At 58.6% G+C, this 14,782-nt stretch carries 12 protein-coding genes; all 12 read right to left on the bottom strand.

What is annotated here, in order from left to right:
* Positions 1-3 precede the first annotated feature (3 nt).
* Positions 4-1,215 (bottom strand): sensor histidine kinase, encoded by a 1,212-nt coding sequence (locus ACVWXD_RS03920; RefSeq protein ID WP_457371574.1) that lies wholly within the window; start codon positions 1,213-1,215, stop codon positions 4-6.
* A 110-nt stretch (positions 1,216-1,325) separates the two neighbouring features.
* Complete coding sequence (locus tag ACVWXD_RS03915; RefSeq protein WP_457370700.1) at positions 1,326-2,801, bottom strand: sigma-54 dependent transcriptional regulator; 1,476 nt, start codon at positions 2,799-2,801, stop codon at positions 1,326-1,328.
* Positions 2,802-2,971: 170 nt separating this feature from the next.
* Entirely contained in the window at positions 2,972-3,268 is a 297-nt protein-coding gene (gene fliT, locus ACVWXD_RS03910) for a flagellar protein FliT (protein WP_028617332.1), read from the bottom strand.
* Positions 3,269-3,294: 26 nt separating this feature from the next.
* Entirely contained in the window at positions 3,295-3,699 is a 405-nt protein-coding gene (gene fliS / locus ACVWXD_RS03905; RefSeq protein ID WP_032887870.1) for a flagellar export chaperone FliS, read from the bottom strand.
* 139 nt (positions 3,700-3,838) lie between these two features.
* Positions 3,839-5,242 (bottom strand): flagellar filament capping protein FliD, encoded by a 1,404-nt coding sequence (fliD, locus tag ACVWXD_RS03900; RefSeq protein ID WP_122756993.1) that lies wholly within the window; start codon positions 5,240-5,242, stop codon positions 3,839-3,841.
* Positions 5,243-5,322: 80 nt separating this feature from the next.
* On the bottom strand, positions 5,323-5,673 hold the full coding sequence (locus ACVWXD_RS03895) for a flagellar protein FlaG (RefSeq protein ID WP_095185426.1): 351 nt from the start codon (positions 5,671-5,673) through the stop codon (positions 5,323-5,325).
* A 74-nt stretch (positions 5,674-5,747) separates the two neighbouring features.
* The gene (locus ACVWXD_RS03890) at positions 5,748-7,232 is read right to left on the bottom strand and encodes a flagellin N-terminal helical domain-containing protein (protein ID WP_457370699.1); all 1,485 of its coding nucleotides are present in this window, start codon (positions 7,230-7,232) and stop codon (positions 5,748-5,750) included.
* A gap of 265 nt (positions 7,233-7,497) precedes the next feature.
* Positions 7,498-8,427 (bottom strand): ketoacyl-ACP synthase III, encoded by a 930-nt coding sequence (locus tag ACVWXD_RS03885; protein ID WP_032887863.1) that lies wholly within the window; start codon positions 8,425-8,427, stop codon positions 7,498-7,500.
* Between the two features lie 276 nt (positions 8,428-8,703).
* Positions 8,704-10,344: a flagellar hook-associated protein 3 gene (locus tag ACVWXD_RS03880; RefSeq protein ID WP_457370698.1), complete on the bottom strand. Its 1,641-nt coding sequence runs from the start codon at positions 10,342-10,344 to the stop codon at positions 8,704-8,706.
* 14 nt (positions 10,345-10,358) lie between these two features.
* On the bottom strand, positions 10,359-12,407 hold the full coding sequence (gene flgK, locus ACVWXD_RS03875; protein ID WP_457370697.1) for a flagellar hook-associated protein FlgK: 2,049 nt from the start codon (positions 12,405-12,407) through the stop codon (positions 10,359-10,361).
* A gap of 10 nt (positions 12,408-12,417) precedes the next feature.
* Positions 12,418-13,683, bottom strand: coding sequence for a flagellar assembly peptidoglycan hydrolase FlgJ (flgJ, locus tag ACVWXD_RS03870; protein ID WP_260366331.1), 1,266 nt, complete (start codon positions 13,681-13,683; stop codon positions 12,418-12,420).
* 10 nt (positions 13,684-13,693) lie between these two features.
* Positions 13,694-14,782 carry a flagellar basal body P-ring protein FlgI gene (locus ACVWXD_RS03865; protein WP_081797739.1) on the bottom strand — a complete coding sequence of 363 codons (1,089 nt, stop codon included), beginning with the start codon at positions 14,780-14,782 and terminating at the stop codon, positions 13,694-13,696.

Below are 14,782 nucleotides of genomic sequence, written 5' to 3'. Positions count from 1 at the left end.
TTTTTACTCCGCGCTTGCCGCGCATGAAAACAGCGGCAAGCTCATCAATGCACACGTGCCACGCCCCAGTCGGGAATGCAGCTGCAATTCTCCCTGATGGGCACGCGCCACAGCCTTGACCACGGTCAGGCCGAGGCCGGTTCCATTGGTCTTGGTGGTGAAAAAGGGTTCGCCAAGGCGCTTAAGCACCACAGGATCGATGCCGGCACCGCTGTCGCTGATGCACAGGCGCAGGGTTTGCTCGCGGTTGTACAGGTGCACCTTGAGCCGTGCGCCCGGGCCGCTGGCCTGGATAGCGTTTTCGATCAGGTTGAGCAGCGCGCCCACCAGGGTGTCGCGATTGCACAGCAACTCGCCAAGGTGGCTGTCGCACTGCCAACGCACCTGAGTGTCTTGAATATGGGTGACCGCCGCCGCTTGCAGGGCCTGCATCAATTGGGCAGGTGTCACGCGGTCGGTCAGCGGCAATTCGCCGCGGGCAAACACCAACATGTCGCGTACCTGATGCTCCAGTTCGTGCAGGCGCTCTTTGAGACGGCCAGCAAAACGCTGCTGCGTGGCAGCGGGCAATTGTTCATCAGTCAAATGACTGGCGTAAATCAAGGCCGCCGACAACGGCGTACGGATTTGATGCGCCAAAGAAGCGACCATTCGGCCCAACGAGGACAAACGCTCGTGGCGCGCCAACTGGTCTTGCAGGTGACGGGTTTCGGTCAGGTCGTTGAGCAGCACCAATTGCCCCGGCTCTGCGTCCAGGGAACGGGTAGCGATGGACAGGCGGCGCCCGTCTTTAAGGGAGATTTCGTGACCATCATCCTCGCGCGGCGCAAAGCAGCGGGTAATGACGTGGCGCCACAGCTCGCCTTCCAGCGGCAGGCCGAGCATGTCGCAGGCTGCCGGATTGGCTTCGCGCACGCGGCCCTCTTCGTCAATGACGATAACGCCACCGGGCAGCAGCGACAGCAGGTTCTGCAGACGGTTGGCCAAGCGCTCTTTCTCGGCCAGCTCTTGCATGCGCTGGGCGCTAACCACCGCCAGTTCGCCTTTCAGCTCGCAGACCCGGGCCTCCAGCAGGCTGTAGGAATCAGTCAGTTGGCTCGACATCTGGTTGAACTGCGAGAACGCTTGTTCAAGACCCTGGCGGGTCTGCGGTTCTACAGGCGCAATCAGTCCCTGGATGGCAGGGGCCGAAGATAGTTGGGCGGCGTGGGGCATCATGCTCTCTCGCTTGGCTGACCGTCAGTTAAACGGAACGTTGCGAGGGCTGTAGCAATACTTGTGCCGAAAAAAAACCGCTGATTAATCAGCGGCTTGAAAAACAGGCGTCAATCATCTGCCTGTTCATCACCTTCTCGGCGGCTCATACCGTACTTGCGCATCTTCTCCACCAGGGTGGTTCGGCGAATGCGCAGGCGTTCGGCGGCCCGGGCGACGATGCCGTTGGCGTCGTCCAGGGCCTGTTGGATCAAGCCTTGCTCCAGGTTGCCGAGGTAGTCTTTGAGGTCGAGACCTTCCGGCGGCAGCATGGCGGTAGAACCGAAGTCCGAGGTATGGCCGTTGATGGCGACCCGCTCTTCCATGTCACTGCGCAGGCTGTCGACCATCTGCTCGTCTTCGTCGTCGACGTAGCGGAATTTCTTCGGCAGCTCGACCACGCCGATCACACCGTAGGGGTGCATGATCGCCATGCGCTCGACCAGGTTGGCCAGCTCACGGACGTTGCCCGGCCAGCCATGGCGGCACAGGGACATGATCGCAGCGGAGTTGAAGCGAATCGAGCCGCGCTTTTCGTGTTCCATGCGCGAGATCAGTTCATTCATCAGCAGCGGGATGTCTTCCACGCGCTCACGCAGCGGGGCCATCTCGATTGGGAAAACGTTTAGGCGGTAGTACAAGTCTTCACGGAAGCTGCCCACCTCGATCATGCTTTCGAGGTTCTTGTGGGTAGCGGCGATGATGCGTACGTCGACGCTCTGGGTCTTGTTGCTGCCCACGCGCTCGAAGGTGCGCTCCTGCAATACGCGCAACAGCTTGACCTGCATCGGCAGCGGCATGTCGCCGATTTCGTCAAGGAACAGGGTGCCGCCGTTGGCCAGCTCGAAACGCCCGGCACGGCTGGTGATCGCCCCGGTAAAGGCGCCCTTCTCATGGCCGAACAGTTCGCTTTCGAGCAGCTCTGCAGGGATCGCCCCGCAGTTGACCGGCACAAATGGCCCGTCGCGGCGCTTGGAGTGGTAATGCAGGTTACGCGCGACCACTTCTTTGCCAGTGCCCGACTCGCCGAGGATCAGCACGCTGGCGTCAGTATCGGCCACTTGCTGCATCATCTGGCGCACGTGCTGGATGGCGCGGCTGGTGCCGACAAGGCTGCGGAATAGATTAGGTTCGCGGTGGCGACCGCGCTCGCGGGCCTGGTCGTACATCTCGCGATAGACCTGGGCACGGTGCAGGGAATCAAGCAATTTGCTGTAGCTGGGAGGCATTTCCAGGCTGGAAAGCACGCGGCGGCGCTGGTCTTCCGGCAGCTCGACAGAAGAAATATCACCAATCAGCAGGACGGGAAGGAACTCATCCCACGTAGACAGTGTCTTTAACAAGCCCAAAACAGCGCCTGGAGCGTTTACTGTCCCGATCAGCACACAAATGACATCACGGCTCGATGACAATGAGCTGGCCGCCTGCTGCCAGTCATGGCTACCGCAGGGCAGATTTTCTTCGCCAAGAAAATTCAAAATCACCGCCAGGTCGCGGCGGCGGACGCTATCGTCATCGATTAGCAGAATTTTGGTTTCACGCCACATGCAATAGCAACTTCCCTAGTAAAACTTCCTGCCCCGAGATTGAGGGCAATCGAGGCGCCTGTAAGACTTCTTACCTTATAGACGTCTGAAATCTGAAAACAGCACTAGTTAAGTCAAAAATGCTGGCACGGTCAAATTTATGACGCGCCGGTAGGATTAACTTCGACTGTTCAGCCGAACAGATGGTAAACCTTTGACGCATTTTTCGCTTGGTTGATCTGCGACATCTCTTCGAAAATCGCCTGGCGTTCGCCGGTCGTCACCTCAAGCAATTGCTGGTATACCGCCAACAGACTCTCAAGCTTTTCACGCAACGCATCCTCATCCACCGGTGCTTCGCTGAGCACCTGCTCGATCACGTCGCGACAGCCCATATCCAGCTCGCCAATGGCGTCCCAGTTACGGTCTGCCAGCGCGCCCATCAGCGCCTCACGGGTTTCATCAATGCGTTGCAGTGCTTGGCTCATGACGTGTTCCTCAAGGCACCCAGGCCTTATTCTGCTGCAGCCTGTGGCGCGCCAATCGCATCCCAGCCTTCTTTAACGGTAATCATCAAACGAGCAACTTCGTCGATCATGTCAGCGTCGTTATGCAGGTTGGCTTCCATCAGACGGTTGGTCATGTACGCATACAGACTTTCCAACTGCTGAACGTAAGCCGGGTTATCACTCTTTTCAGCGTTCAGGCCGTCACGCAGGCCGATCACGATATCGATGGCCTTGCCGAGCATCAGCCCCTTCTGGGCGATGTCGCCACGCGCCAGCGCGCCCTTGGCCTGGGCCATGCGGTCGAGCCCGCCTTCCATCAGCATCTGCACCAGGCGATGAGGGCTGGCTTCGGAGATCTGAGCATGGGAATTGACCTTCTGGTATTGGCGAAGGGCTCTCATGGGATTCATGTTTCTACCTCGTGACGGGCGACAGCGAAAAGGATTCTAGTAACCAATATGTCGACGGGTTCGCAAAAAGCTTTAGGGCCAGTTGTCCCGCGATAAAAAAAGGCCAGGCAGATTGCCTGGCCTTTTTCATGCGCAGGCATCAACTATTGGTCTTGACGTTGTTCAATGCGTTGAGCGTGGTCATGACGCTGGTGCTTTGCTGGCGCAATTGGGCGACCAGGGTGTCCATGGCGTTGTATTTGGCCGACAGGCTGCTGGTGAGCAGGGTCATGCGCTCGTCCAGGGACGACTGCTGCTTGGTCAGGTCTTTGAGTGTGTCGGACAAAGACGTGGAGCGTGTCGCCAGGATGCCCGTCGTAGACTTGGCGTAATCATCCGTAGCGCTTTTCATGCGCGCCAGCATGCCGTCAGGGCCGCTGAACATACTGTTGATATCGGCTGCGTTGGTTTTTACCGCCGCGTCCCACTTTTTGTCGTCCAGGGCCAACAAACCGTTGCTGGAACTGGTGGTGACACCAAATTGAGCCAGGGACTTGAACTTGCCTGTTCCCGACAGCTGGTTGAACTCGTTACGAATTGCCGCCTGCAACGAGCGCATGGTGGAGTCACCGGTGAGGCTTGCCGCCGTGGTGCTGCCATCCAGGTTGGTAGTGACCTTAGTCTCGGCGTTCATCGCAGTAATCAGCGCATTGTAAGTATCTACAAAACCCTTGACCCCTGATTTGAGTGCCGCGTTGTTGGTGCTTACAGTGATCAGCGTGGCGGTTCTATCCGGATCCTTAGCTGTGTCACCCGCCGTCTTGAGCGCCGACACCGATACCAGCTTGATATTCACGCCGCTCAATGCGCCTTCGATGCTATTGGTCTTGGAGACCGAAGCAACACCGTCGATGCTGTAAAGCGCATCCTTGGGCTCATCAACTACTGTAGCGCCGACATCCAACCCCGAATTACCTGAAAGCTTCAGATCCGACCCCGTACCCATGGTCGTCGAGGTCAGAATCAGCCGCGAACCATTGGAGTCGGTCTGGATGTTCGCACTCAATCCCGAAGTGCCGAATTGAGTGTTGATCGAGTCACGCACCTGCTGCAAGGTTGCACCGACAGGAATGTTGACATCATAAGCTTTGCCCGACTGCGAGATGGTCAGGGTGGTTGGTTTGTCGGTGGCATTCACCACCGTCGACGTGCCGCCAGCAAAGTTCTTGCTCGACAACTTGGACGCTTGAGCCAACTGATTGACGATCAGGCGGAAACTACCGTTGGAGGCAGTATTGCTGGCAGTCATGGTGGCGACCTTTTCATCCGAGGACGAGCCGCTCAACCCCGTAAAGCTCGAACTCGTTGTCATGGTGTCCAGCGCACCACGAAACGCATCCAGCGCCGCCTGAATCTTGCCGATCGAAGACAGCGTGGTGGTCGCCTTCTGAGACGCGGTATTGATCTGCGTTTGCTTGGGCACCTTTTCGGCGTTAACCAAGGATGTCACGATCGCTTGCGTATCGATGTTCGAACCGATACCACTTACCGTTGAACCCGCCATCATCTATCTCCTGTTCGGTGGCTGCCGTTATCTTGACTTATTACGCCTCAAGACCGGACAGCAACAAGTTTCATGCCAGCTCAGGCCTTGTCGTCAAACAACAGGTTGCTTGCGCTGCTGAGGTTCTGTGCCAGCTTCAATGCTGTTTCCGACGGAATCTGGCGAATCACTTCACCATTGTCGGTATTGATGACCTTGACCACCACACGGTGGGTGGAATCATCAATGGAAAAATCGAGGCTACGCTGGGTAGCTTGAACGAAATCGCGAATATCGGTGACTGCTTTTTCCAGGTCGGCGCGTGCGGGCTCTTGGCTAATCGCGGGCGTTGCCTGGACATTCAGAACATTGTTGTCAGCCACTACCTTGGCAGGTGCGCTTTGAGGTGCAACCGGCGGATAAGACTGGTTCAGCTTTACACTCATGTCCATGTCCAATCTCCTCTAAACCGAAAAAACGGAAGGGCACGTAGACGCGCCCTTCCGTTAGTTACCAAGCGCTGGGATTACTGAAGCAGCTTCAGTACAGCGGATGGCAGCTGGTTAGCCTGCGACAGGATCGCGGTGGAAGCCGACTGCAGGGTTTGTTGCTTGGTCAGTTCGGCGGTTTCGGAAGCGAAGTCGACGTCCTGAACGGTGGAACGTGCAGCGGTGGAGTTCTTCTGAATGTTCTGCAGGTTGTCTGCAGTGGTAGTCAGACGGTTCTGGGTAGCACCCAGGCCCGAACGCACGCTGTCGATGGTGCCGATGGCCTTGTCGATTACAGACAGGGCGTTTTGAGCGTTGTAGGCGTCAGTCACGTCGGTCATAGCAACGGTGGTCTTCTGGGAAGACGCGTCAGCTTTGCCGAACAGTGCGTTAGTGCCTGCGTCTGCGATCGAGTAGCCTTTGGACGAATCCAGGGAAACCTGGCCAGTGGCAATGATCACGTCAGTGTCAGCAGCGCCCAGTTTGGTTGGGGTCTCAACGCCAGCAGCGTCAGCGGCGTATTTGCCGTTGCCGTCTTTGACGTTAATCGAGATCGCATCAGCGCCCACACCAACGGCCTTGAAGGACAGGTTTTCGCCGGTGTCGGATTTGACTTCCAGGGTGCCCTTGGCTTCGTCGTAGTTAACGCTGATGCCCAGTTTGGCAGCGTTGGACTTCAGTTGGTCAGCCAGACCAGCAGTGTCGGTTACACCTACGAACTTAACGGTGGAAGAACCCACACTCAGTTCGAAGTTGGCAGGTACACCAGCAACAGCTGGAGTAGCAGTTGGGTCGCCTTTGGTCAGCGTCTCGTTAACCGAGAACTTGACTTCGGTGCTGGCAGTAGCGCTCAGGCCACCGATTGCGCCGTTCAGGCCGGCAGCGATGGTCTTGGCCGATGCGCCAGCTTTAACGTCGACGTCTGCAGTCTGGCCGTTACCAGTCACTTTCAGGGTGGTAGCACCAACGCCGAGAGCGGTAGGAGTAATGGCAGTCGACTTGATCTGCTGCGAACCAATGTTCTGGGCCGAAACGTTTTCCAGGCTCAAGTTGATGGTTTCGTTGGCGTTGGCGCCAACCTGGATAGCTTTGGTACCGTACGAACCGTCCAGCAGCTTCTGGCCACCGAAAGTTGTGGTGGTGGAGATACGGGTCAGTTCCGAAGTCAGAGCCTGGTATTCGTCGTTGTTCGACTTACGGTCGTCAGCGCTGAGGGAGCCAGTAGCGGAAGACAGAGCCAGGGTACGCATTTTTTGCAAAATGTCGGTCGAAGCCTGCATCGCGCCTTCAGCGGTCTGAGCGATGGAGATACCGTCGTTCACGTTTTTTACTGCTTGACCCAGGCCGTTGATTTGGCTGGTCAGGCGGTTAGCGATCTGCAGGCCAGCTGCGTCGTCTTTAGCGCTGTTGATACGCAGGCCGGAAGACAGGCGCTGCATGGAAGTGGCCAGGGCGCCGCCAGCTTTGTTCAGGTTGCCCTGAGTAGTGATCGAAGCAATGTTGGTGTTTACTGTTAAAGCCATGACGAAATCCTCGTTGGATGGATACTGCGGCTTCCGGCCCTGGCAACCGCCGGGTGTGGCCTGAGAACCTACGTAATAGTTATCGTCGTGGTAGGCAGTTGCTTGAGGATTTTTTTGATTTTTTTTACTGGCGCCGTGCCACCCTTTGCAATTCAACGGCTTACATCAGCTCAAAACCCCGGATTCATTGGCTTTTCTGGCGCCAAATAAAAAACGCCGATGATTTCTAAATCATCGGCGTTTTTTTATGCAGCCTATTAAAGCGTCACGGGCGATACAGAATCGCCGAACCCCACGACAGACCCACACCAAAACCGCTGATTGCCACGCGCTTCCACTTGGCGTCCATCACATGCTTTTCCAGCAGCAGTGGAATGCTCGACGACACGGTGTTGCCGGTCTCGACCATGTCCTTGATGAACTTGTCCACCGGGGCATCTTCAAAACGGCGCGCCACGGCGTCAACGATGGCCGCACTGCCCTGATGAATGCAGAACGCGTCGATCTCATCAGCCTTGAGGTCCGACTCGTTGAGCAGCTCGTGCAAATGCGCCGGCACCTTGAGCAAGGCGAAGTTGAAGACCTGGCGACCGTTCATGAAGAACACGCCATCACTGACCTTCAAGTGCGGTGCGCCGGAACCGTCGGTGCCGAATTTGGACTTGCCCAGCAACCACGGCGCGTCTTCACCCATCCAGGTGGCGGTAGCGGCATCGCCGAACAGCATGGTGGTGTTACGGTCTTCCGGGTCGACGATCTTCGAATACGGGTCGGCGGTGATCAGCAGGCCGTTTTTCAGGCCAGTGGCTTCCATGAAGCCCTTCATCGCGTAGATACCGTAGACGTAGCCGGAGCAGCCCAGGGAAATATCAAAGGCCGCCACATGCGTCGGCAGGCCCAGTTTGTCCTGGACGATCGCGGCGGTGTGGGGCAAACCCTCTTCATCACCGTTCTGGGTGACGACGATCAGCGCATCAATCGATTCGCGCTTCAGATCCGGGTTGTTGGCAAACAAAGCGTTGACCGCCTCGACACACAGATCGGAGGTTTCCTGCGCGGCTTCCTTGCGCGGCAGGAACGCAGAACCGATCTTGCCAATGATGAATTCTTCATCCTTGGCGAATTTGGCACCCTGGGCGTAGTTATCGATCCCGTCTGCCGGCACGTAACTGGCGATGCTTTTTATGCCAATCATTGTGGCTTCCCAATACTAAATAGCTGGAGAACACCCCGAGGACTGCGCCCGGAGTGCTGACAATAAAGGGGATAACCCCATAAAAATCTCGCTGAAAGCCGCCCCGCAAGGACCCTGTGACGACTTATCCTTTTCACACGATACAGTGAAGATGCGCTTTATGACTCACAGGTCACTCAATTTTGTGCGCTTTATGCAAAACGTTTCAACAATTTAACCCCAGAAACGACAACGGCCCGCCCTGTTTCCAGAGCGGGCCGCTTGACTTGGCGCCACTTACATCTTGTTGAACAGGCTCAACTGCGAGACTTTCACGAATGCCAGCTGCGAGGCTTCGAGCATGGTTTGCTGAAGCGTCAGGTTGATCGCCGCCTCACCCATGTCGACGTTGGCCAGTGCACTCATGGTCGTGGTGTTGGCCAAGCTGATGCTAGTGTTTGCGCTGGCCTGCACCGTCAACGCATTCTCACGCGCACCGATGGAGCCACGTACGTTGTCCACTTGGTCGGCCGAGCTGGTCAGGTTACTGACGGCGGCATTCAAGGCGTCCTGAAGTTTGACCCGCGCGCCCGGAATGCCGTCTGCCGGTTGTTCCAGAGCCTTGCGCAGTTGACCTAGCGTATCGAGGGCGTTCTGCGTCTTCTGGGTGGTGTTGCCCACCGAAAACTGGTCGCCAACGTTCGGCGTGCCGCTCAGTTCGAAGGTAACGCCTGCCGCCGTGATGGTGCTCGGGCCCGGCGGGGTGCCGGTGCCGGGAGTGATGACGCCATTGTCCACGATCGGTTTGCTGCCGGCGGTATACGGCTGGGCATAGACCTTGTAGGCCGTCGGGTCGGTGTCGTCGAACTTGATCAATACGCCGCTGTTAGGAAACGTGCTCGAATAGTTGGCCGCACTGCTGACACTGGCATTGGTCAATTGCGCGCTGGAAGTGTTGCTCGCGGTTCGGGCGATGTTGAACCCGTCAGGCTTGGCGCTGAGGCTGAACTCACGCCCCTTGACCAGCGCATCGGCATCAGGCCCGGTAGCAACGTCGGTCAGGTCTACCGTGATATCGAACTTGACGCCACGCAGGTTGACGCTGGCATTGCCTTCCTTGGTGGAGTCGAACGTCCCGTTACCGGCAACCTGCGAAGTAATGTCGTTGTTGTCTTTGTCGGTAATGACGTACTGGGTGCTACTGGTGAACGTCAGTTTGTACGGCTGGCCGTCGGCAAACTGCCGGGTGTAGTCGGAACCCGAAGTCACAAGGCCGCTCGATAAGGCGACCTTGTGGTCGTCGACCAGCGGCGGCGAAATCGCAGGCGCCACCGGCGCAGTGGCAGGCGCGAGGTAATTGGACTGGGTGCGACTGGTATTGACCGCCCCTTCCAGGATGGTCTTGCCGGTGTCGCCGGTGCGAACCGTCAGGGTCTCGGATACCTGCAGGCTCAGCTCGTTCTCGTCGCCCTGATAGCTGTAAGTACCATCGTTGTTACGCGAGTACGGCGGCGTGTCGGTCTTTGAGCCTGAGAACAGATAGTTGCCGGCCGAGTCCTTGCTGTTGAGCAAGCCCAACAGTTGATCCTCAAGTGCGCCCACCTCAACCGAAATGGACTTGCGGTCAGCATCACTGGTCACGCCACCGGCACGCAGCGCCAGTTGGCTGCCGGCCTGGATCGTGGTGTTGATCGCATCCAGGATGCTTTCTTCGTTAGTCAGCTTGTTCTGAATACTGGTGATATTGCCGCTGTACTGCGACAGCATATCTTTCTGCTGTTGCAGCATCAGCAAGCGCTGGGCAGCCACCGGATCATCGGCGGCGGTCTGCACACGCACGCCGGAGCTGGCCTGCTGCTGGGCCTGCACCACACCTGAATAATTGTTCTGATACTTGCTGGCACTGGTGTCGAAATACTGCTGTGTAGAAATGCGCATCGTCCCAGACTCCCTTAAAGACTATTGATCAGCGTGCTGAAGGTTTCTTGCGCAGCCTTGATGATCTGCGACGACGCTGTGTAGTACTGCTGGAACTTGATCATGTCGCCCGCTTCTTCATCCAGGTTGACCTGGGATACGGAGTTGCGTGCGTTCTTGTTGGCCGTCAACAGCGCGTTGGTCGCCGTGGTGTCTGTGGTGGCCGCTGCAGCCTTGGCGCCGACGGTCGAGACCAACTTGCTGTTGGCCCCCACCAGGCTGGTGCCGCCACTGCCATCGGCCGCGAGGCCTACGGTTGACTTGGTCTGCAGGCTGAGCAGAGCCTGGGCGTTACGGTTGTCGGACTTGCCGGAGGCATTGAACGAGAAAGAGGTGCTGTCGCCGTTCGCTGGCGAACCGCCCACCGTGGTGTCGAAGCTGAAGCTCTTGGCTGGCGACAACAAGACACCGCCGGCATCGCGCATCGGCACGCTGATGCTGATCTTGTTGGCCTGGCCTGGAATGATAGTGCCGGAGCCGATCGGATCACCCTGGGCGTTGCTGAGGGTGTAAGCCTGAGTGCCATCGGCCGCGGGCTTACCAAAGACCATCGTCACCGGCATCGAGTGCTCAATGCCCGTACGCAATTGCGCGGTGTCGGCGCCACCCTGGATATCCAGAGGCACTGTGAGGGTCGGCGGCGTAAAGGTGCCGGTGCCCTGGTTGGTTTTACCCGCCTCGCCCTGCAACGGCGCGGCAAAGGCAATCTTGCTCGGATCGCTGAGCACGGTGCCGATTTCCTTGGCGCCGTTGGCGGTCGGGCTGACCTTGAAGCTGTCACCCGCCTGCACTGCGCCGCTCTGGACCGCCAGGGTGAAACCGTCGATAACCGGCGGCGGCGTGGCACTCAGGTCATAAGTGCCCATAGCCTTGCCGTCGGATCGCAGGACCGTCACCTTGTTGAGATTGGTCCCATCGTTGAAGCTGACCTTGTAATCGAAGTTGGTCAACTGGCTGCTGTCTTTGATCGTCACGCCCAAGGCGCCGTCGCCCAGGTTGCCTTGGGCCGCCTGGCTGCGCAGGGCAACGGAGGCTGCGTTATTGATGTCGGTGAACATCGAGGCGCCGAACTCGCCATTGAGGTCCAGGCCTTGGCCCAACTGGCTGTTGAGAGCATCGGCAGTGACAATCGCGATACGCCCCAAGTCATTGATTGCCGGCATCAGCGCATCGCTGCGATAACGCAGCAGGCCACCGATGCTGCCGCCACTGATCACGTTGCCCAAGTCCAGGGCGGTACCGCCCGGCGCATTGAACTGGATCGTGTACTGGCTGGTGTCGCTCTTGCTCGGCACCGCGGAAATGCTGCTGGACTGATCGCCCAGCACCAGGGACTGGCCACTGCCGGTGCTGAGGCTGAACACGCCGTTCTTTTCCGTGGCGGTCACGCCGATCAACTCATTGAGCGAGCGTACAGCCTCGGCACGGGAGTCCAGCAGGTTGGCCGGGGAAGTGTTCGACGAACCCTGTACCTGGGCGATCTGCTTGTTAAGGGACGCAATCGACGACGTCAGTTGGTTGACCTGATCGCTCATCGAGGTCAACTGGCTGTTGATGGTCTCTTTCTGCTGGCTCAACTGGCTGGAGATGGTGTTGAACCGGTTGGTCAGGGTCTGGGCATTCGTAAGCAGGATCTGACGGGCCGAAGCATCGTTCGGACTGGCCGAGGCGGTCTGCACCGCCGCGAAGAACGAGCTGAGCACGGCGGACATGCCGGTGGTCTTGTCTGACAGGGTCTTGTCGACCGCACTGATCTGGTCCAGGTAAGCCTTGGCATCGCTGTTGAGCGAGGTGCTGTTCTGGTAAGCGGTGTCCAGGTATTCGTTGTAGACCCGGCGCACGTCGGCCAGGGTGGTGCCGCTGCCGATGAACACGCCGCCGTACTGATTCGACGCGTTCGCGCTCTGGGTGGTCTGCTGACGCGAATAGCCCGCGGTATTGGCGTTGGCGATGTTGTTACTCAAGACCGACAACGATCCTTGAGCGGCGTTAAGCCCCGACATCCCGATATTGAGCAAACTCATGGTTCAGACCTTATAAATGAGTGGTCGCGCCCGCGGCAGCGTAATTCTGATAACTGTTCATCGTTTTTGCGATCTGCGAAATCTTGCTGGCGTAGGCCGGATCGGTGGCGTAACCGGCTTTTTGCAACTCGCGCACAAACTGTTCCGGGTTGTCGGCCGACTTCACAACTTCTTTATAGCGATCATTGCTTTGCAGCAATGTCACCAGGTCGTGGAAGCTGTCCTGGTAGGAGTCGTAGGAACGGAACTGCGCCGTTTCCTTGACCATCGCGCCATCGCGAAACTCGCTGGTGATCGCACGCGCCTGACCGCCCTGCCAACTCTGGCCGGCCTTGATGCCGAACAGGTTGTGACTGCTGCTGCCATCTTCGGCGCGCATCACCGATTTGCCCCAACCGGTTTCCAGGGCGGCCTGGGCCACCAGGTACTTCGGATCAATACCAATGCGCGCCGCAGCCGCCTTGGCCATCGGCAGCATGGTCGCGACAAATTCGTCCTGCGAACTGAACGCCTTCTTCGCCGGTGCCAGCGGCGGCTGGGCCACGGCGCGGCTGTAGATCTGCATACGGTCGCTGGGCACCGCAAAACTGCGTGCGGTGCTATTGACGACGTTGTCATCGGAGGCACTGTTACGCAGCGGCGCGGCCTTGGCCTCGGTCGCCACTTGGGTGCTCGGAACGATGCCGGCGAGCAGGCGATCGGTCAGCTTGCTTGGCAAGGCGATCCGACGCTGGTTCATCAGCTCCATATCGTTGCTATGGGCAGCAGCGGCACCGGCCTGGGGCTCTGCCACGCGGTAGGCCCACAACGGACGCTGGCCATTGGAGCGACCCAGCGGACCCTGGGCCTGGGTGCCGGCGGCAATTTCCGTCGGCACGTCGACTTTCTTAAACGGTTCAGCGGCTGCCGGGCCCTGCAAAGTGGCCGCAGCGGCGTCCACCGGTTTGTTCTTCTGCATCTGGCGCATCAGCACGTCGGCGAGGCCGATACCACCGCCCTCACGGGACAACGACACCGCCAGTTGCTGGTCGTACATCTCCTGATATTGCTTGGCCGCAGGCGTGTTCATCGGGTTGTCTTTGCCCAGGGCCTCTGTGGCCGAGCGCATCGACTTGAGCATCTCGCTCAAGAACAGCGACTCGAACTCCTGCGCCACCTTGCGCATATTGCCTTCGCTGTTCTTGTCGTCGCCGACCTTGAGCTGGTTAAGCCGGTTCAAGTCGGAGTAAGACCCCGAGTCCGCCGTGCTGCTGATCCCGCTCTTGCGCATATCCATGGCCACGGCCTCAGATTACGATCAGGTCGGCTTGCAAGGCGCCGGCCTGTTTCAGGGCTTCAAGAATTGCCATCAAGTCGCCTGGCGCAGCGCCCACCTGGTTCACCGCGCGGACAATCTCATCCAACGTGGTGCCAGGGCCGAACTTGAACATCGGCTTGGCTTCCTGCTGAGCATTGACCCGCGAGCGCGGCACTACCGCCGTCTGGCCATTGGACAACGGCCCAGGCTGGCTGACGATCGGGTCTTCGGTGATGGTCACGGTCAGGCTGCCGTGGGTCACCGCTGCCGGCGACACCTTGACGTTCTGGCCGATCACGATGGTGCCGGTGCGCGAGTTGATGATGACTTTGGCCACCGCCTGGCCTGGGTCGACTTCAAGGTTTTCCAGGATCGACAGGTAATCCACACGCTGGCTTGGGTCCAGCGGCGCAGTTACACGGATCGAGCCGCCGTCGATGGCCTGGGCCACGCCAGGGCCGAGCATGTCGTTGATCTTGTCGACCACGCGCTTGGCGGTGGTGAAGTCGGAACGGTTGAGGTTCAGGGTCAGGCTGTTGCCTTGGTTGAAACCACTGGGCACGGTACGTTCCACCGTGGCACCGCCAGGAATGCGACCGGCCGATGGCACGTTGACGGTAATCTTCGAACCGTCACGACCTTCGGCGTCAAACCCACCCACCACCAGGTTGCCCTGGGCGATGGCATAGACGTTACCGTCGATACCTTTAAGCGGCGTCATCAGCAGCGTGCCGCCGCGCAGGCTTTTCGAGTTACCGATGGAGGCCACGGTGATGTCCACCACCTGACCCGGCTTGGAGAACGCCGGCAAGTCGGCACTGATAGACACGGCCGCGACGTTCTTGAGCTGCACGTTACCCGAGCCCGCCGGCACCTTGATGCCGAACTGCGAGAGCATATTGTTGAAGGTCTGCAGAGTGAACGGAGTCTGGGTGGTCTGGTCACCCGTGCCGTTGAGCCCCACTACCAGGCCGTAACCGATCAACTGGTTGGAACGCACGCCGGAGATGCTCGCAATGTCTTTCAGGCGCTCGGCCTGGGCGACAGCGCTTAACGAAAGCAGGAGTGCGGCAGCCAT

It is taken from the genome of Pseudomonas sp. TE3911 (genome assembly GCF_054062775.1).
This window is presented reverse-complemented; position numbering and strand designations above follow the sequence as displayed.